21 protein-coding genes are annotated in these 17,364 nt (G+C 62.5%); 9 read left to right on the top strand and 12 right to left on the bottom strand.

Features of this window, described 5'->3' with window-relative positions:
• Positions 1 to 7 precede the first annotated feature (7 nt).
• A complete protein-coding gene (locus FHS03_RS01335) occupies positions 8 to 433 on the top strand; it encodes a F0F1 ATP synthase subunit epsilon (RefSeq protein ID WP_050410372.1) in 426 nt (141 codons plus the stop codon).
• Between the two features lie 174 nt (positions 434 to 607).
• On the opposite strand, the gene FHS03_RS01330 is transcribed toward FHS03_RS01335, so the two are convergent.
• The 7 genes from FHS03_RS01330 to FHS03_RS01300 form a co-directional block, all read right to left on the bottom strand.
• Positions 608 to 1,159, bottom strand: a complete 552-nt coding sequence (locus FHS03_RS01330) for a hypothetical protein (RefSeq protein ID WP_183439226.1) — start codon at positions 1,157 to 1,159, stop codon at positions 608 to 610.
• 195 nt (positions 1,160 to 1,354) lie between these two features.
• Complete coding sequence (gene rsgA / locus FHS03_RS01325) at positions 1,355 to 2,419, bottom strand: ribosome small subunit-dependent GTPase A (RefSeq protein WP_183439225.1); 1,065 nt, start codon at positions 2,417 to 2,419, stop codon at positions 1,355 to 1,357.
• Between the two features lie 266 nt (positions 2,420 to 2,685).
• Positions 2,686 to 3,084, bottom strand: coding sequence for an adenosylmethionine decarboxylase (speD, locus tag FHS03_RS01320; protein WP_371871562.1), 399 nt, complete (start codon positions 3,082 to 3,084; stop codon positions 2,686 to 2,688).
• Positions 3,081 to 3,251, bottom strand: a complete 171-nt coding sequence (locus FHS03_RS01315; protein ID WP_183439224.1) for a hypothetical protein — start codon at positions 3,249 to 3,251, stop codon at positions 3,081 to 3,083. The genes speD and FHS03_RS01315 overlap by 4 nt, the downstream gene beginning before the upstream one ends.
• A 1-nt stretch (position 3,252) precedes the next feature.
• The gene (locus FHS03_RS01310) at positions 3,253 to 4,719 is read right to left on the bottom strand and encodes a DUF4178 domain-containing protein (RefSeq protein WP_183439223.1); all 1,467 of its coding nucleotides are present in this window, start codon (positions 4,717 to 4,719) and stop codon (positions 3,253 to 3,255) included.
• A 9-nt stretch (positions 4,720 to 4,728) separates the two neighbouring features.
• On the bottom strand, positions 4,729 to 5,763 hold the full coding sequence (locus FHS03_RS01305; RefSeq protein WP_183439222.1) for an SPFH domain-containing protein: 1,035 nt from the start codon (positions 5,761 to 5,763) through the stop codon (positions 4,729 to 4,731).
• 28 nt (positions 5,764 to 5,791) lie between these two features.
• A complete protein-coding gene (locus tag FHS03_RS01300) occupies positions 5,792 to 6,178 on the bottom strand; it encodes a DUF350 domain-containing protein (protein WP_183439221.1) in 387 nt (128 codons plus the stop codon).
• 69 nt (positions 6,179 to 6,247) lie between these two features.
• Between FHS03_RS01300 and FHS03_RS01295 the strand changes: the two genes are divergently transcribed.
• The gene (locus FHS03_RS01295; RefSeq protein ID WP_183439220.1) at positions 6,248 to 7,759 is read left to right on the top strand and encodes a polyamine aminopropyltransferase; all 1,512 of its coding nucleotides are present in this window, start codon (positions 6,248 to 6,250) and stop codon (positions 7,757 to 7,759) included.
• Positions 7,759 to 9,369: an NAD(P)-binding protein gene (locus FHS03_RS01290; protein ID WP_183439219.1), complete on the top strand. Its 1,611-nt coding sequence runs from the start codon at positions 7,759 to 7,761 to the stop codon at positions 9,367 to 9,369. Before FHS03_RS01295 ends, FHS03_RS01290 begins: the two co-directional genes overlap by 1 nt.
• 37 nt (positions 9,370 to 9,406) lie before the next feature.
• Here the strand turns inward: FHS03_RS01290 and FHS03_RS01285 are convergent, their stop codons facing one another.
• Together FHS03_RS01285 and FHS03_RS01280 are read right to left on the bottom strand one after the other, a co-directional pair.
• Positions 9,407 to 10,000 carry a putative adenosine monophosphate-protein transferase Fic gene (locus FHS03_RS01285; RefSeq protein ID WP_183439218.1) on the bottom strand — a complete coding sequence of 198 codons (594 nt, stop codon included), beginning with the start codon at positions 9,998 to 10,000 and terminating at the stop codon, positions 9,407 to 9,409.
• Positions 9,990 to 10,151, bottom strand: coding sequence for a YhfG family protein (locus FHS03_RS01280; RefSeq protein WP_183439217.1), 162 nt, complete (start codon positions 10,149 to 10,151; stop codon positions 9,990 to 9,992). Before FHS03_RS01280 ends, FHS03_RS01285 begins: the two co-directional genes overlap by 11 nt.
• 128 nt (positions 10,152 to 10,279) lie before the next feature.
• Between FHS03_RS01280 and FHS03_RS01275 the strand changes: the two genes are divergently transcribed.
• Both FHS03_RS01275 and gabD read left to right on the top strand, forming a co-directional pair.
• Positions 10,280 to 11,083: a PPK2 family polyphosphate kinase gene (locus FHS03_RS01275; protein ID WP_183439216.1), complete on the top strand. Its 804-nt coding sequence runs from the start codon at positions 10,280 to 10,282 to the stop codon at positions 11,081 to 11,083.
• Between the two features lie 79 nt (positions 11,084 to 11,162).
• Positions 11,163 to 12,617, top strand: coding sequence for an NADP-dependent succinate-semialdehyde dehydrogenase (gene gabD, locus FHS03_RS01270; protein ID WP_183439556.1), 1,455 nt, complete (start codon positions 11,163 to 11,165; stop codon positions 12,615 to 12,617).
• Between the two features lie 6 nt (positions 12,618 to 12,623).
• On the opposite strand, the gene FHS03_RS01265 is transcribed toward gabD, so the two are convergent.
• Both FHS03_RS01265 and FHS03_RS01260 read right to left on the bottom strand, forming a co-directional pair.
• The gene (locus FHS03_RS01265) at positions 12,624 to 13,040 is read right to left on the bottom strand and encodes a hypothetical protein (RefSeq protein WP_183439215.1); all 417 of its coding nucleotides are present in this window, start codon (positions 13,038 to 13,040) and stop codon (positions 12,624 to 12,626) included.
• 18 nt (positions 13,041 to 13,058) lie between these two features.
• Positions 13,059 to 14,324 carry an extracellular catalytic domain type 2 short-chain-length polyhydroxyalkanoate depolymerase gene (locus FHS03_RS01260; protein ID WP_183439214.1) on the bottom strand — a complete coding sequence of 422 codons (1,266 nt, stop codon included), beginning with the start codon at positions 14,322 to 14,324 and terminating at the stop codon, positions 13,059 to 13,061.
• Between the two features lie 176 nt (positions 14,325 to 14,500).
• On the opposite strand from FHS03_RS01260, the gene FHS03_RS01255 reads away from it, so the two are divergent.
• From FHS03_RS01255 to FHS03_RS01245, 3 genes are all read left to right on the top strand, one after another.
• Positions 14,501 to 15,109 carry a glutathione peroxidase gene (locus FHS03_RS01255; RefSeq protein WP_183439213.1) on the top strand — a complete coding sequence of 203 codons (609 nt, stop codon included), beginning with the start codon at positions 14,501 to 14,503 and terminating at the stop codon, positions 15,107 to 15,109.
• Between the two features lie 66 nt (positions 15,110 to 15,175).
• The gene (locus FHS03_RS01250) at positions 15,176 to 15,499 is read left to right on the top strand and encodes a hypothetical protein (protein WP_183439212.1); all 324 of its coding nucleotides are present in this window, start codon (positions 15,176 to 15,178) and stop codon (positions 15,497 to 15,499) included.
• On the top strand, positions 15,469 to 15,801 hold the full coding sequence (locus FHS03_RS01245; RefSeq protein WP_183439211.1) for a hypothetical protein: 333 nt from the start codon (positions 15,469 to 15,471) through the stop codon (positions 15,799 to 15,801). Before FHS03_RS01250 ends, FHS03_RS01245 begins: the two co-directional genes overlap by 31 nt.
• A gap of 5 nt (positions 15,802 to 15,806) precedes the next feature.
• On the opposite strand, the gene FHS03_RS01240 is transcribed toward FHS03_RS01245, so the two are convergent.
• A complete protein-coding gene (locus tag FHS03_RS01240; protein WP_183439210.1) occupies positions 15,807 to 16,214 on the bottom strand; it encodes a rhodanese-like domain-containing protein in 408 nt (135 codons plus the stop codon).
• 120 nt (positions 16,215 to 16,334) lie between these two features.
• Here FHS03_RS01240 and ftrA point away from each other — a divergent pair, with 120 nt between their 5' ends.
• Positions 16,335 to 17,321 (top strand): transcriptional regulator FtrA, encoded by a 987-nt coding sequence (gene ftrA, locus FHS03_RS01235; RefSeq protein ID WP_183439209.1) that lies wholly within the window; start codon positions 16,335 to 16,337, stop codon positions 17,319 to 17,321.
• Positions 17,322 to 17,364 lie beyond the last annotated feature (43 nt).

The following is a 17,364-nucleotide window of genomic DNA, read 5'->3' as shown; positions in this document are numbered from 1 at the left end:
GACACACATGGCAAACACTATTCACGTTGACGTGGTTTCGGCCGAAGAAGAAATCTTCTCCGGCGAAGCCACCTTCATCGCGTTGCCGGGCGAACAGGGCGAGCTGGGTATCTACCCGAAGCACACGCCGCTGATTACCCGTATCCGTCCGGGCGCGGTGCGCATCCAGATCCCAGGCAAGGCTGAAGAAGAGTTCGTCTTCGTCGCCGGCGGCCTGCTGGAAGTGCAGCCGAACGCCGTGACGGTACTGGCCGACACCGCGATCCGTGGTCACGATCTGGACGAAGCCAAGGCCCAGGCCGCCAAGAAACTGGCGGAAGAATCCCTGGCCAACAACAAGACCGGCATCGACTACGCGAAAGCGCAAGCTGAACTGGCAGCCGCCATCGGCCAGCTGGCAGCGATCGCCAAACTGCGCCAGACCAAGCACTGATCGGTCCGCGCAGCACAGCAAAAAAGGCAGCCTCGGCTGCCTTTTTCTTTGTCTTAAGCTTTTTAGGCTAAGGCACTGGCGCGGCTTACCGATGGGAAGTCGTCAATGCCTCCGAGAATTTGCGGGGCACAGTGAATAACATCGAGCTCCATGCACAAATCTCCGTGGTTCTGATTAGGTGCATAAACCGTAGGCTTTGCGGTCGGCGAAATAGCGGTAAGTGAAAGTCCGCACCGGGTAACGATTGCCGCGAATAATCGTCGTGGGCGGGGTGACATCAAAACGTTCCGGCAATTTGCCCGTATAGCGGAAGGAATAGCGGAATTGGGTTTCGTCGGAAGTACCGACGGAAATCATCATTAATGGCACTTCTTTAATCACTTCCACCAGATCGGCGCGCTGATTGGTGCCGCGCTGGTAAATGCTGACGACTTCGGCCGGCGCAATGACTTCGCCTTTGGGCTGGCTGATTTTAAAAGCGCGGCTGGTGAATTGGACTTCATTGCCGCGCGGGACCATATAAATCATGCTGAATTCCACGCCGCCCTCGGGCAGGGTGGTGGGCGCCGTGGCGGAGACGGTAATGCCGCGCGGCAGCTGGAAAGTCGAACCTTCGGCCCAGGTCTTGCACTCGGGCGTGGTCGCCATATACAGGCTGGGGGCGGTGTAATTGTCGCTGCAGCCGGCGACGAGGAAAACGAAAGCGAGGGGCGCAAAGCGGCGCATGATAGGTATGCAGTCTGAGTGAGGCTGGAGTAGCCGGAAACCATAGTGTACTCCCAGCACGGGCCAAAGTCCGGGCTGGGAGGAACTGGATTAGAGTTTTGTGCAAGATTGCAGCTTGTATAAGCTAAATATTGGTGCAAAAACAAGCTGCTGAAACAGCCGCCAGCTCGTGCACCTGTGTATGCGTGTTAGTGCCTACACACTGCGCTTGTCGCGGCCACGCGTGCGGGCGGCCTTGATGATGACTTTCCACTTGGCGCGCGCGGAGATTTTGTCCAGCGGCGTTTGCTGGCTGCGCTGCACATCGCGCAATAGCTTGTGGTAATTCAATAGGCGATCCGGATCGATTTGTTCGCGCACCGCGCAACCGGGTTCTGCCTCGTGGCGGCAATCGTGGAATTGGCAATGGGCGGCCAAGCTTTCGATATCGTCGAAGGTGGCAGCCAGGGTTTCCCCATCAGCATCGGGACGCCAGGTGCGCAGCCCGGGCGTGTCGATAATGCAGCCGCCATCCGGACAGATATGCAGCGAACGTGCCGTTGTCGTATGCCGGCCGCGGCCATCGCTTTTGCGGTTGCCGCCGGTTTCCTGATGCGCCGAAGTCAGGGTATTGGTCAGCGTGGATTTACCGGTGCCGGATGCGCCTAATAGGCAGATGGTTTGCCCATTGCCCAGCCAGGGTTTTAATTCCGTATTGGCCATCATACTGAGACTATTAATTGCCACGATTGGAATATAAGAAGGCAGGCGCTGGCGTAATTCGGCGATGCGATTATCGACATCGATGCCGAGATCGGTTTTGCTGAGTACCACGACCGGCGCCACTTCCGCGGCCTGGACCAGGGCAATATAACGTTCCACCCGGCGTGGATTGAAATCATTATCCAATCCCATGACTAAGAGGGCGGTGTCGATATTGCTGGCCAAGGGCTGGCGGCGGCCGTCATTGGCGCGGCGCGCGATATGGGTGAATGGGGATAAGCGCCGGCTTATCCACAGCTCGCCATGGGCATGGCTTTCCACCACGACCCAGTCGCCCACGGCCAGGCCGCTGCCTTGTTCCTGCAAGCTGCTGAGCAGGCGGGGCAGGGCGCGCGCACGGTGTTCGGCCTGGCCGTCATGCACGGTTTGCCAGTCGCGCTGGACTTCGGTCAGGCGCATCAGTTGGGCGCCGGGGGCGGCCTCGGCCATGGAGAGTTGGGCGAGGATGGAGTTGTTCAGGCCGATACGGCGCAGTACTGCGAAATCGAATTCGATCATGATTGAGCGGTGTTCCCGGATTCAGTTCGCTCGCGACGCGCGCGAGCATACGCATCCGCGCAAGGCGGAGGCACGAAGTGCAATGGGAAGGTCGGCGCGCGATCAGGCGCGGCTCGTTACCGGCTCAAACAGATGGTGTTGCGAGAGCTTGCGAAACGCGGGGGATCAGGCTGCCGACAGGAGGGCAATGTCCAATTTACGCATTTTGTCGTCTCCTGTGGTGGTCGTTGATGGAGGCGCCAGTGTGGCACCGCCTTGCCAGGAAGTCAACCGGCGCGCGCCAGCAGCTGGGGCGGCGCGCGGCGCACCGTGTGCAGCTCGCAATGGGCCGGCTGCAGGGCGGCGCGCAGCAGGTCCAGGGCCAGCTGAGGCTGGGCCGCGCCGCACATGAAGATGTCGGCGGCGGCAAAGCCATCCTCCGGCCAGGTGTGGATGGAGATATGCGATTCGGCCAGCAGCACCACGCCGGTCACGCCCTGGCCGGGGCCGAAGCCGTGGAAATGGCTGTGCAGCACGCAGGCGCCGGCCGCCTCGGCGGCGGTGCGCAGCAGCTTTTCGATGGCGCTGCAGTCGCCCAGGCGCTGCGCGGCGATGCCCGACATATCGGCCAGCAAATGCGTACCGCTGGGCAGATGGCGGTCGTCCGTGCGTGAGTATGCGCTCACTTGTGACCTCCGCCGCCACCGCCGCCCCAGCTGCCGCCGCCGGTGCGCGAAGACCAGCTGCTGCCGCTGCCGCCGTGCGTGCCTTCGTCGCCGGAAAACATGCGGATCCAGCTTGCCGACATGCTGAAGATGGTCACAACCATCGCATACACCAGGAATTTACCCATCTTACTTATCCATCGCATCCAGAATTTTGGCGGGAATATAGATCGCCAGCGCGGCGATCACGCTGTACATGAAGGTGCTGGTGAAAGACGCCAGCAGCGGTATCGCATTGATCGCGAGCAGCATCATGATCATGCCCTTGGCGACCGAGGTATAGCGCTTGCCCGCCGCCGAGTCGAGCAGCGGTGCGCCCGGTTCCGGGCCGCGATAGGCTTTGCCGAACCAGGCCTTCACCTGGTCGCGCGACATCGGCGTGGCGCGCGACCAGCTCAATTCCTCGCCCGTCAGCTCGGCCGCCAGCTGCACCACGCCCTGTTTGAATTCGTAGACCTTGGCCTCGTCGCCCACGCTGACGCGCCAGTTGAAGGCGCCCGCCGCGAACGTGACCTTGGCTTCGTAGTCGTATAGCTTGGCGTATCGGATCTTGTCGAAAGTGCAGGCGCTGGAGGCCGGGCCGTCCCAGCTGGGCCACTTGTCCATCACGTTGGAGCGGAACCAGCCCTCGTCCGTCTCCACCAGCCAGGTAAAGCCTTTGCGGCCGCTGTACAGCAGATACTCGGTCCAGCTGCTGCCTTCATAGTCCTGGCGGCGCAGGATGCCGAGCACCGTGTAGTCCTGGTTTCCCAGCTTGCCGCTGGCGCCCAGTGCCAGCGAAGTGCTCACCTGCTCCAGCTTTGCGCCGGCAGCCAGTACCTGCGCTTGCGGGCTGGCCGCATCGATGCTGGTCCGGCAGGATTGGCAAACCAGATTCGCGGTCAGGCCGGGCAGGTATTGGATGGCGCTGCCGCAGGACGGGCAGTTCAGCGTATCGAGCTTGCCGCGATAGCGACCCGCCGTGCGGCGGATTTGCTCGTCGTCGCGCAGCAGCTGCATTTGCATGCTGCCCAGCGTGACGGCGATGCCGTGATAAAGCTGCGGCTGCGCGCCGTCCGAATAATCGAGTGTGACAAAGCTCTCGCCCAGGCGCAGGTCGGCCACGCGCGCCTGCCAGCCGTCGCCCACCTTGAACGGCAGCTCGCCTTGGCCGCCGCTGCACTCGGCGCTGCGGATGTCGGCCGCCGTATAGCGCTCCTTGCCGACGGTGTATTGCTGGCCCGGCGCCAGCTGCTCGAACGCCGGCAGCTCGCCCTCCGGCTTGCGCAGCGTGGTCACGGTGTACTGGCCGGAGGCGTCGCCCAGCCAGCCGTTGCCGCCATCGGCGAATTGCAGATACCACTCGTTCCACATGCCCGCCGCATAACGCAGCTGGATGCGGCCGATCACGGTGAAGGCGCGGCCACCCAGCACGCCGCTGGCGTTCAGGCAGAGCGGGGAATAATCCTCCAGCACGGACCCGATCTTGCCCAGGTTCTGGACCGCGTCGGCATCCTTGAGCACACGGGTATTGCAGTACTCGCACACGGCCATGACCGAGGCGTGCGAGCGGAAGCTGACTTCGGCGCCGCAGCTGGGGCAGGAAACTACTTGCATCAGACGCGCTTAACCTATCAGTTTTTTCAGCAGCTCGGCCTTGGTGCTGTCGTAGTCGGCCGCCGAGATCAGGCCTTTGTCGAGCAGGGCTTTCAACTTGCCCAGACGGGCTTCGATCGAGTCGTCCGCCACCGCAGGCGCCGCTGCGGTAGGCGCCCCCACCTGGGTCATGCTGGCGCCCACCGCCTGGCCCATGGCCTGGCCGATGGTCACGCCCGCGCCCAGTCCCGCGCCGATGCCGGCGATGCCGCCTTCGTTCTGCGCCGCCAGCGGAATGGCGCTGGCCACCTGGTATTTGGTGAAGCCTCCCAGCTTATCGGCCGAGAGGCCGCCCTTCATGCCGGCCGAGATGCGCTCGTCCAGCGCCGCCTGCAGCTCTTCCGGCAGGCTGACGCTGGCCACATTGAATTCATCGAGGCCGATGCCGTAACGGGCGAAGGCATCGGCCAGGTCGCCTTTGACTTCCTGCGCCATCAAGGCCTGGTTGGCCGCCATGTCGAGGAAGGCGATATTCGAGCCGCCCAGCGAACCGGCCATGGTCGCCATCAGGATGCCGCGCAGCTGGTCTTCCACCTCGTCGCGGGTATAGGCTTCGCGTGTGCCGCTCACTTCCGTGAAAAACTTGCGCGCATCCGTCACGCGGTAGGAATACATGCCGAAGGCTCGCACGCGGATCATGTCGAAATCCTTGTCGCGGATGGTGATCGGCTGCTGCGTGCCCCATTTGCGGCCGGTCTGCACGCGGGTGCTGAAGAAGTACACGTCCGACTTGAACGGGGAGTCGAACAGCTTGTCCCAGTTTTTCAGGTTGGTCAGCACGGGCAAGGTCTGGGTGCTCAGCTTGTGGGTGCCGGGGCCGAAGACGTCGGCGATCTGGCCTTCGTTGACGAAGACCGCCACCTGCGATTCGCGCACCACGAGCACGCCGCCGTTCTGGATTTCCGCGTCCTGCATCGGATAGCGCCAGGCCAGCACGCCTTCCGTCTCCTCGTTCCATTGCAGGACGTCGATAAACTGCTTCTTGATAAAGCTGCCGATACCCATGATGTGGTCCTCGCTTGAATACTCTGTGTCAGGAAATGCAGGCGGCGTTGATGCCACCGATGGAGAGCGAAATCGCGCCCAGCAGGCCGCCGAAGGCGCTGTTGTCGGCCTCGATCTGGTCCTTGGCCATGCGCAGCAGGCGCGTGGTCACGGCATAGGCCAAGGCCTGCACCACCATGGCGCCGCCGGCCCAGGCAAAGAACTGCTGGTAATTCGCGGTGTGCAGCAGGCTGGAAGCGATCGTCAGCGAGAAGCCGATCAGGGCGCCGCCCAGCGACAGGGCCGCGGCGTGATTGCCTTGGCGGATCAGCAGAACTTCATCGTAGGGCGTCATCCAGGTGTACGCTTTGAAGAACACGCCCAATAAAAAGGCAGCCAGAAACAGGTGGATCAGATAATTCAGGATGGCGTACACGTCTTTCCCCGTGGCTGAGTATGTGTCAAACTTGCTTGCATAGAAACATATTAGAGCAAAAGCACGTAAATGACCAAAAAGATTCTGATCCTGTCCGTCTTCGTGGTCGCATCCTGCGGGCTGGCCTACGAATTGATCGCCGGGGCGCTCGCCAGCTATCTGCTGGGCGATTCCATCCTCCAGTTCTCCACCATCATCGGCTGCTACCTGTTCGCCATGGGCGTCGGCGCCCACCTGTCCAAATACGTGAAGGACGAGGACGTGCTGGCCCGCTTCGTCGACATCGAACTGGCCGTGGGCCTGATCGGCGGCGTCTCGGCGGCCCTGCTGTTCCTGACCTTCTCGTGGATGGGGGCGCCCTTCCGCACCATGCTGTATGCGATGGTGTTCATGGTCGGCGCCATGGTCGGCATGGAAGTGCCGCTGGTGATGCGCGCCCTGAACGTGCGCCAGACCGGCTTTAGCGAACTGGTAAGCCGGGTGCTGACCTTCGACTATCTGGGCGCCCTGGCCGTGTCCCTGCTGTTCCCGTTGGTGCTGGCGCCGCATCTGGGCCTGGTGCGCACCGGCTTCATGTTCGGCATGCTGAACGTGGGCGTGGCGTTGTGGACCATCTACGTCTTCCGCCGCGAATTGGAAAATCTGACGGGACGCCTGCTGCGCGCCAGCGCCGTGCTGGTGGCGCTGGTGTTCGGCTTCATCGGCGCCGACCGCATGACGCAGTTCGGCGAGCATGGCCTGTTCGGCGACGAGATCGTGTACTCCACCACCACGCCGTATCAGCGCCTGGTCATCACGCGCTGGAAGGACGACCTGCGGCTCTACATCAACGGCAATCTGCAGTTCTCCTCGCGCGACGAATACCGCTACCACGAAGCGCTGGTGCATCCGGCCATGGAAGCGCTGCCTTGGGCGCGCCGCGTGCTGGTGCTGGGCGGCGGCGATGGTCTGGCCCTGCGCGAAGTGCTGCGTTATCCACAGGTGGAGCAGGTCACATTGGTCGATCTCGATCCGGCCATGACCCAGGCTTTCGCCCGGCGCGAAGAATTGGTGAAACTGAACCACGGCGCCTTTGCCGACAAGCGCGTGCGCGTCATCAATGCCGACGCGGCAATCTGGCTGCAAAACACGGAAGAGATGTTCGACGCCGTCATCATCGACTTCCCCGATCCCTCCAGCTTCGCGCTGGGCAAGCTGTACTCCGTGCCTTTCTACGGCATGGTGAAGCAGCATATGGCGGCGAACGGCCTGCTGGTGGTGCAATCGACCTCGCCCTTCTTCGCGCCCCATGCTTTCTGGACCATCGACGCCACGCTGCGCGAAGTGGGCCTGCGCACCAGTCCTTACCACGCTTACGTTCCTTCGTTCGGCGAATGGGGCTTTATCCTCGCCTCGCCGCAGCAGGAGTACAAGCCGCCCGAGTCGTATCGCCTGCCGATGCGCTACCTGAATGCGGAAACCACGCGCGCCATGTTCAGCTTCCCGCCCGATATGAAGCCGCTGCCGATGGAACCCAACCGCCTCAACACCCAGTCCCTCGTGAATGAATTCGAGCGCGACTGGCGGCGGAGCATACGCTGATGCTGCGCCGCTCCTTTCTGCTGTGGGCCGGCGCCAGCGGCGCGACCGCCGCCGCCGGCGTGGCGGGCTTTCTACGCTGGCAGGAAATCACGCCCAACGTCAATATGCCGGGCCGCGACGAAGGTCACCTCCTGCGCGACCGCAAAGCCCTGCCGCCGCCATCGCAAACGCTGGAAACCGATGTGATGATTCTTGGTTCCGGTATCGCCGGACTGACGGCGGCGTGGAAGATGGCGAAGGAAGGCAAGCGAGATTTCCTCATGCTCGACGGCCCCCAGCCCTATGGCAACGCGGCGGGCGGCAGCTTCGGCGAGCTGGCTTTTCCGACCGGTGCCCACTATCTGCCGCTGCCGACGCAGGAATGCTTCCACGTGCGCGAGATTCTGACCGATCTGGGCGTGATCCAGCGCGACGCCATGGCGCAAAGACCGTATTACGACGAACGCGCCGTGCTGCACGCGCCGGAAGAGCGCCTGCTGTTCAATGGCCAATGGCAGGAAGGGCTGGTACCGCACGAAGGCGTTCCAGCGCAGGAGCTGGAAGAGCACAAACGCTTCTTCGCCGAAGTCGAGCAACTGCGCCAGGTGCGCGGCAGCGACGGCAAGCGCGTCTTCGCCTTCCCCACCGTGAATTCCTCGGACGATGCGGCTTGGCTCAAGCTCGACGCCATCAGCTTCAAGCAATGGATAGAACAGAAAGGCTACCGCTCGCCCAGCCTGCATTGGTACTTGAATTACTGCTGCCGCGACGACTACGGCGCGCGCTACGACAAGGTATCCGCCTGGGCCGGCCTGCACTACTTCTGCGGCCGTGGCGGCGAAGCAGCCAATGCCGGGCAGGGCGCCTGGCTCACCTGGCCGGGCGGCTTGCAGACCCTGGCTTCCGGCCTGGAACGGCGCGCCGGCGCGCAGCGCCTGAAGGGCACAGCCGTATCACTGAAGCGTGCGGACAAGGGCGTGGAAGCGCTCTGCTTCGCGCTCGAAGGCGGCCAGCCGCGCAGCTTCCTGGTGCGCGCGCGCAAAGCCATCTGCGCCATGCCGCTGTACGTGGCGGCGCGCGTGGTGGAGAACATCGCCAGCTACGGCTTCAACCCCGCCCAGCATATTCCCGTGTACGCGCCGTGGATGGTGGCGAACTTTCTGCTCAAGCGCTTCCCCGAAGAGAGGGGGCAGACGCCGCTCTCCTGGGACAATGTGGTGTACGGCGAACCAGGGCTGGGCTATGTTGTCTCCACCCACCAGGACATTCGCGTGCGTCCGCCGGAAAAGACCGTATTCAGTTCCTACGTGGCGCTATCCGATCGCACCCCTTCCGGCGCGCGGCGCTGGATGATCTCGGCCAGCCCGCAAGAGCTGCTGGCGCTGGCCGGCGCCGACCTCAAAGCCGCTTACGGCGCCAACTTCGCCTCCTGCGTCGAGCGCGTCGACATCACACTGCGCGGCCATGCCATGGCTTCCCCGTCCCCGGGCTTCCGCAGCGACGCCGGCCTGCGCGCCCTGCGCGAGCTGGATGGTCCCATCCTTTTCGCCCACTCCGACCTCAGTGGCTTCTCCGTGTTTGAGGAAGCCTCGTGGTGGGGCTACCGCGCCGCGCGGCTGGCGTTGAACTAAACGCACTATCGAATTCGAATAGCATAAACCCGAGCTGTTAAATGGGCATGAATGCGCGGTCGAGAAGAGCGGTCAGTGCCGCAAGCTGGCAGTTGTAGGCGGCAATGTTGGCGCCTACCCATTCTTCGCGGCGAATCGGTTCCCAGCGAAGTGCATACCCGGCATTGATGCTGAGCACTTCAAATAACAAACGCTGGGCGCGCCCATTGCCGTCACGGAATGGATGGATCACGTTCAGTTCGCCGTAATAATGGGCTAGGCGCGCGACAAATTGCTCGCGCGGTAAACCGATGAGATAAGCTTCCTGTTTAAGTTGACGAAAGAGATTGTTCGCTTCTGGTTCGATCCGATTGACGTTCGCAAACCGTGTGCTGCCTTTGCTAATGTCTATTGTCCGTAACTCGCCGGCCCAGTTATAGAGATCTTGAAAGAGGTGGAAATGGATGGCGCGTAAGGCCGAGAAGGAAATATTGTTAAAGTCGGGCTCATATTGACTGATGCGTGTCTGCGTGAGCTCAATTTCCGCCGCTTGGAGGGCATCCGCTTCGGTTAGACCGAGTTTATTGATTAGGACATTGGAGTGTGGATAGCAATAGAGCGCATCTTGGCTCCTGCCATACTTATCGGACATACGTGGTTTTGGGCGTAGCCACGGTCGGCTTGACGGTGGACTGATTCGCGTCGGTCTTATCGGGCACCAGTCCTTCAAGCCGCAGACTGGCTTGATAATTTTCGTCGCGCAGTCGCAGGAAAATCTGGCGCTTCATTTCAGTTGTTAACATTCCAACTCTCCTGCGCAATAGATCAACCATCTCCCAAATATTGTAACGCACCCACTTGGCGTTAAAAAGCTGCAGCCGGAATTTCTGTTAGTCTGCAAGGACATTACCGCAAGCAAACAGGAACCATCATGAAAGCACGCGACCATTTCCGGGCACCCGCTAAACTCAAGCTGCGCGACAAGGATGCCGACCGCGCCCCGCTGGAGCCGGGCAAGGATGAGGAAAAGGCGCGCATGGAGGCGCTCAGCGAACGCATCGCCACGCTGCAGACCATGCTGCTGGCGGAGCGCAAGCGCAAGGTGCTGGTGGTGCTGCAGGGCATAGACACGGCGGGCAAGGATGGTGCCATGCGCGCCCTGTTCAAAGGCATCAATCCCATCGGCCTGCGTCCTGTCGCCTTCAAGGCGCCGACCGAGGCTGAGCTGGAGCGCGACTATCTGTGGCGCGTGCACCGCGAGGTGCCGAAGGCGGGTGAAATCGCCATCTTTAACCGCAGCCACTATGAGGAAGTGCTGGTGCCGCTGGTGCATGGCACGATCAAGCCGGCCGAATGCAAGCGCCGCTATGCCCAGATCCGCGATTTCGAACGCCTGCTGGCGGAAACCGGCACCGTCATCGTCAAAATCTTCCTGCACATTTCGCGCGACGAGCAGCGCGAACGTTTGCAGGCGCGCCTCGATGAGCCGGAAAAACGCTGGAAGTTCGATCCCCAGGATTTAAAGGAGCGCGAGCTGTGGAACCAGTACCAGAAAGCCTATGAGGATGCCATCGCCGCCACTGACGCCGACCATGCGCCCTGGTATGTGGTGCCCGCCAATTCCAAGCCGCACCGCAATGTCGCCGTCGCCTCGCTGCTGCTGGAAACGCTGGAGAGCATGAAGTTGAAATGGCCGGAGCCCGCGCCGGAGCTGCTGAAATTGCAAGTGCGCTGAAAAAAGGGGCAAGGTGGCAGGCGCGCTGCAAGCCCTGGCGCCATATGGCATAGTGGCGGGATCAACACAGCTGGAGGCCATCATGCAACTCAAGGACCCAAGCCTGCTGCGTCAGCAAGCGTATCTCAACGGCGCGTGGAGCGATGCCGATAATGGCGAAACCCATGCCGTCACCAATCCCGCCACGGGCGAGCAGATCGGCACCATTCCGAATATGGGCACGGCCGAAACCCGCCGCGCCATCGAAGCCGCGAATGCCGCCTGGCCCGCGTGGCGCAAGAAATCCGCCAAGGAGCGCGCCGTCGTGCTGCGCAAATGGTATGAGCTGATCCTGGAAAACGCCGATGATCTGGCCCTGCTGATGACCACGGAGCAGGGCAAGCCGCTGGCCGAATCGAAAGGCGAAGTCCAGTACGGCGCTTCCTTCATCGAATGGTTCGCGGAAGAGGGCAAGCGCGTTGCCGGCGAAACCCTGGCGTCGCCCTGGCCAGACCGCCGCCTGGTCGTGACCAAGGAACCGATCGGCGTCTGCGCCGCGATCACGCCATGGAACTTCCCGATTGCGATGATTACGCGCAAAGCCGGCCCCGCGCTGGCCGCCGGCTGCCCCATGGTGCTGAAACCGGCCGAAGCCACGCCGTTCTCCGCGCTGGCGCTGGCCGCGCTGGCCGAGCGCGCTGGCATTCCGCCTGGCGTGTTCAGCGTGATCACCGGCTCGCCGCGCGAGATCGGCGAGGAGATGTGCCGCAACCCCATCGTGCGCAAGCTGACCTTCACCGGTTCCACCGGCGTGGGCCGCATCCTGATGCAGCAGTGCGCGCCGACGATCAAGAAGCTGTCGCTGGAACTGGGCGGCAACGCGCCCTTCATCGTGTTCGACGACGCGGACCTGGATGCGGCGGTGGAAGGGGCCATCGCCTCCAAGTACCGCAACGCCGGACAGACCTGCGTCTGCGCCAACCGCCTGTATGTGCAGGATGGCGTATACGAAGCCTTCGCCGAAAAATTCGCGGCTGCCGTCGGCAAGCTGAAAGTCGGCAATGGCGTGGAGCAGGGCGTGACCCAGGGGCCGCTGATCGACGAGAAAGCCGTGCAGAAGGTCGAGCAGCATGTGGCCGACGCCTTGTCCAAAGGCGGCCGCCTGCTCTTGGGCGGCAAGCGCCACGCGCTGGGCCATAGCTTCTTCGAACCGACCGTGATTGCGGACGCCAACGATCAGATGCAGGTGGCCGGCGAAGAGACCTTCGGCCCGCTGGCGCCGCTGTTCCGCTTCAAGACCGACGAGGAAGCGCTGGCGCTGGCCAACAATACCGAATTCGGCCTGGCCAGCTATTTCTATTCGCGCGATATCGGCCGCATCTGGCGCGTGGCGGAAGGGCTGGAGAGCGGCATGGTGGGTGTGAACACCGGGCTGATTTCCAACGAGGTCGCGCCCTTCGGCGGCGTCAAGCAGTCGGGCCTGGGGCGTGAAGGTTCCAGCTATGGCATGGACGATTACCTGGTCGTCAAATACATCTGCCTGGGCGGGATCTGATTCGGCTTAGCCAGCCGGAGGCTGTTGCAGAATCTCCAGCAATTGCTTGCGCAATTGCTGGAATTCCTCGCCGTCGCGGCGCTGCAGGTCTTGCACATCCTTGTAGATGCTGGCCGCCGTCGGGTTGTAGCGCTTTTTGATCTCTTCGATTTTCTCCCGGGTGATGCGCAAGCTCTCCAGTGCACTGTTTTTCGCGGCCGTCTTCTCCCGTATTTCCTGCACTTCGTCCAGCAGCACATCGGTCAGCCAGCCGATCTGCTTGCCGTAGGAGGCGACCTCGTGGACCACATCGCCTTCCACCACGCCATCGCCCGCATTGCTGGGCAGGGTGCGCAGCAACTGCCTTAAATCGAACTGCTGGGCCACATGGCCGCTGAGGGGAAGATTGAGTTGCGGATTCCAGAACCAGAGCCATGGATACATGCATACCTCGCTGAGAGTTTAGGGGCAGGTGCCGATTTCGTAGTAGTCCGGCGCGGTGCGTTTGAGCGTGGTGCGGGCGAAGATATTGTTCAGCCCCATCAGCTGATCCGAACCGTTGGCATAGACGTAGAAGCCGTTCGTATGGGCGCGCCCTTCCTGCACATGGGCATAATTGCTGGCGTTGAAGCAGGTGGCCGGACCTGGACCCGGGCCGGGATCGCTGGCGCCGGTCAGACGGTCGACCATGCGCTTCACGGCTTTCATCTGGCGGCCCGACTGTTTGGCGTAGTTGGGATCGTCGTAGCTGAACCAGTCCCAGCACGCATTCGGATTTGCCATCGTCACCGCCGCAGCCTGCGGATACAGCACCAGGATATTGTTGGCGTCGGCCCAGCCGTTATAGCCGGCGTTGCGGACAAAGGCGTCGCTGACGTTGGCCTGATTCTGCTTGCAGCCGTGGAATGCCACGTGCAGCTTGCAGGATTGGGCGTTATTGGCGTCGCAGCCCGGCGGCACATACAGCACACCGGTGGCGGCCATGCCGTGCGACTGCGGATCGCTCAGAAACTCGGCCTGATCGAAACCGATAAAGCGTCCGGCCGGGTTGTTGCTGGACTTCTGAACCAGCGGGCCGTAAATCCATTGCAGCAGTTCGCCCGCCGCATCGTAGCCGCAGTTGCTGATATAGGGCGAAGCCAATGTCGAGCAGCCATTGCCGAAGAAGTCGGTCGGCACCGCATGCTGGGCCGCCAGGTCCTTTTTGTAGCGGATATTCGCGGCCGGCACATAGTTCTGGTAGTAGCTGGCCAGGTCGTCCATCACCGGCGTCGGCACCAGCGTATCGGCGCTGCCCGAGAACAGCCAGATGCGCTGGCGGTTCATGCCCGCCACGGGATCGATGCTGCCATTGCTGGCGTTCTGGTTGGTGATGTCGAACAGGCCCGGCACATTGGTGCCGCCAGCGCTCACATGGCACATGGCGGGCAAGGTGGTGCAGCTGCATACGGTAGTGGCGGTGCTCAGGTTGCCGCGCGCGCAGTAGTAGGGGCCGCCCGCGATCACGCCCGCGCCATCCACAATAGCCGAGTAAGCGACGCCGAACTGCACCGCCATATACGCGCCGGAGCTGAGTCCGGAAACGGAAACCTGCTTCGCCTTCATGGCGGGCAGTGGAGCGGCCTGCACCTGTGATACGGACAGGGACAGGGCGGTGGCCAGCAAAACCAGGCTGGCTATAAAGCGGCTTGCGATACGGCGTGCAAAGAAGGGACGGCAGCGTGGCATGGCAATCTCCCGGTTGATAATGGAGCTGCAATTCTGCGAGAACTTCTGGAGCGGTATTTAAAGCCGCTCAATCGTACAGCAGGAACGCTTACCGTGCTGCGGGGTCGTTCAGCGGTGCGGATGGCTTTGACATAGAATGGTTTTTTCCCACTTTTCTTACTTGTGCAGGAATAGCCATGTCCCCTACCTTGATCAAATTTTCCGTGCTGTCCGCGCTGGGCCTGATGAGCGCCGCCAGCGTCCTCGCCCAGCCGCAATCCGCGCCCGCCGCGCCGGCCGCTTCCACCGCCGCCCCAGCCGCCAGCTGCCCGGCCATCCTCAAGCAGAACTTCAAGCGCCTGCAGGACGATGCGCCGCAGGATCTGTGCCAGTACGCCGGCAAGGTGCTGCTGGTGGTGAACACCGCCAGCTACTGCGGCTACACCAACCAATACGAAGGCCTGGAAGCGCTGCACGCCAAATACGCGTCCAAGGGGCTGGTGGTGCTGGGCTTCCCGTCCAACGACTTCGGCAAGCAGGAACCGGGATCGAGCAAGGAGATCGCCGACTTCTGTTACAACACCTACGGCGTGAAATTCCCCATGTTCGCCAAATCGGTGGTGTCGGGCAGCGCGCCGAATCCCTTCTACGCCAGCCTGATCAAAGCCACCGGCAAAGCCCCCGCCTGGAACTTCCACAAATACCTGATCGACCGCAATGGCAATGTGATCGAAAGCTTCCCCAGCAAGATCACGCCGGGTGACAAGCAACTGGTCGGCGCGGTCGAAAAAGCGCTGGCCATGTAAGGAACTTCCTGCCGCGCCGTTTGTCGAAAGAATGTGAAGAGAGATCGAATGGCGCAGGAGGAAATCATGGCACGCAACGGCGAAAAGAGAAATCATCCAACGGTAGAACTTACGATCGGTTTGGTATCCGTACGATCAGGGCAAGCGGAAAAGGATGAGGTACAGGCAGCTTTGCAAGCTAGCGAGCAGGCGAAGCAAGGACTGCTTGCCGCCTTAGGCAAACCCGGTATCGACTTGGAGTTTGATCAGGACACGCCTGTGTATTTTGGCGATCCGGAGCATCCAGAACTCGTGATTCAGCAATGGCGTGGCCGCGAGGCGCGCGGTCGGTTTGTGGATGACGAGTTTCAATACGTAGCTTGCAGGAGGCCGGGTACTATGTTCTGCTGATTTTTGTTGGGCTGGCAAGTGTCAACCTGTCGATCGGTCGCGTGTACTCTCGCATCGCGCAAGGAGGTCATTCTGTTCCCGCAAAGCGCCTGCGCGAACGCTTTACGCGCACGCAGCAAGCGATTCGTTCCGCGCTCCATGTGGCAGATGCGGCTATCCTGTGCGATGACAGCACTGTTCAGCGAGATGCGTTCACTATTGCGCACATCCGTAAAGGGCCGGAAGTCGCGTTCGATATCCGGCGCAGGCCGAATCCTCCTCAACTTATCCTGCGCTGGCTGAATGTGGTTGCGCCAGAGTAGTGAGCTTAAGCGGCTTCGCTGGCGGAGGTGGTGGCGAGGGCGAAGCCTTCGTCGAGCCAGCCGGTGATGCCGCCGGTCATGATCTTGACCGGACGGCCCAGCTGCGCCAGGCGGATGGCGGCGCGGGCGGCGCCGTTGCAGTGGGGGCCGGCGCAGTAGGTGATGAAGACGGTATCGGCCGGGTAGGCCGCCAGGCGCGAGCCGATGATCTTGCGCTGGGCCAGGTCGATGGCGCCTGGCACGTGGCCGGCCGCGTATTTTTCCGTGCCGCGCACGTCGAGCAGCACGAAGTCCTGTTGCGGCGTTCCCATCACGCTCTGCACATCCCAGCAGTCGGTTTCGAATTGCAGCGAGGCTTCGAAATGGGCTAGCGCAAGGGTGCTGGGGGCGGTGGCTTCGGTAACGATGGACATGGACATTCTCCGTGTTTGGTCCCGCCGGGATGGCGGGCGCTCTGTAGATGGCCTCCATTATCGAAGCGGCTGGCTTAAGCCGGCAGTGGCGCAAATGCCATTCTGCGTTAAGATTGCGCCATGGACTCCCAGGCGAAAAAGCATCTGGTCGTGGCTCTGGCCTATGACGGCTTGTGCACCTTTGAATTCGGTTGCACCGTCGAGCTGTTTGCGCTCGACCGCCCCGAACTGGGCGTGGACTGGTATGACTTTGCCGTCTGCGCCGCCGAGCCGGGGCCGATTCGCGCCGCCGGCGGCATCACGCTGCAGGCGCCGTATGCGCCCGAGCTGCTGGCGCGCGCCGACACCATCGTGATTCCCGGCTGGCGCAATGCCGATGAAGAGCCGCCCGCCGCGCTGCTGGAACAGATCCGCGCCGCGCATGCGCGGGGCGCGCGCCTGTGCAGCATCTGTTCCGGCGTCTTCGTGCTGGCGGCAGCCGGCGTGCTCGATGGCCGCCGCGCCACCACGCACTGGCGCTATACCGAGCGGCTGGCGCGCCGCTATCCGCGCATCGAGGTCAGGGAAGACGATCTGTATGTGGATGCAGGGCAGATCATCACCTCGGCCGGTTCCGCCGCAGGGCTGGACATGCTGCTGCATCTGGTGCGGCGCGATTACGGCGCCCGCGTCGGCAATCTGGTGGCCCAGCGCCTGGTGGTGGCGCCGCACCGCGAGGGCGGCCAGGCGCAGTTCCTGCCGCGCCCCATGGCGCATGACGAGCAGGGTCGCTTGTCGCGCCTGATGGACTGGCTGCGCGAATATCCGGCGCGCCGCCACACGGTGGCCAGCATGGCCGAACGCGCGGCCATGAGCGCGCGCACCTTGCAGCGCCAGTTCCAGGAAGCGACCGGCATGGGCGCGATGGAATGGCTGACCCGCGAGCGCGTTGCCATCGCCAAGGATCTGCTGGAAACGCCTGAGCTGCCGCTGGCCCAGGTGGCCGAGCGCGCCGGCTTCGGCTCCGAAGAATCGTTGCGCCACCACTTCCGCCGTTTGGCCGCGACCACGCCGGGCGCTTACCGGCGCCGCTTCGCCCCCCCCTGCCTTGTAGCCGAATTGCAATGATTGTAATTTCAATCGAACGTGACTAAGCTGATGCCACGGTGCG

The sequence above is a fragment of the Pseudoduganella violacea genome (assembly GCF_014191875.1).
Lineage (GTDB): Bacteria > Pseudomonadota > Gammaproteobacteria > Burkholderiales > Burkholderiaceae_D > Rugamonas > Rugamonas violacea_A.
Note: the sequence above shows the minus strand (reverse complement) of the source record. Positions and strands in the feature narration are given on the sequence as shown.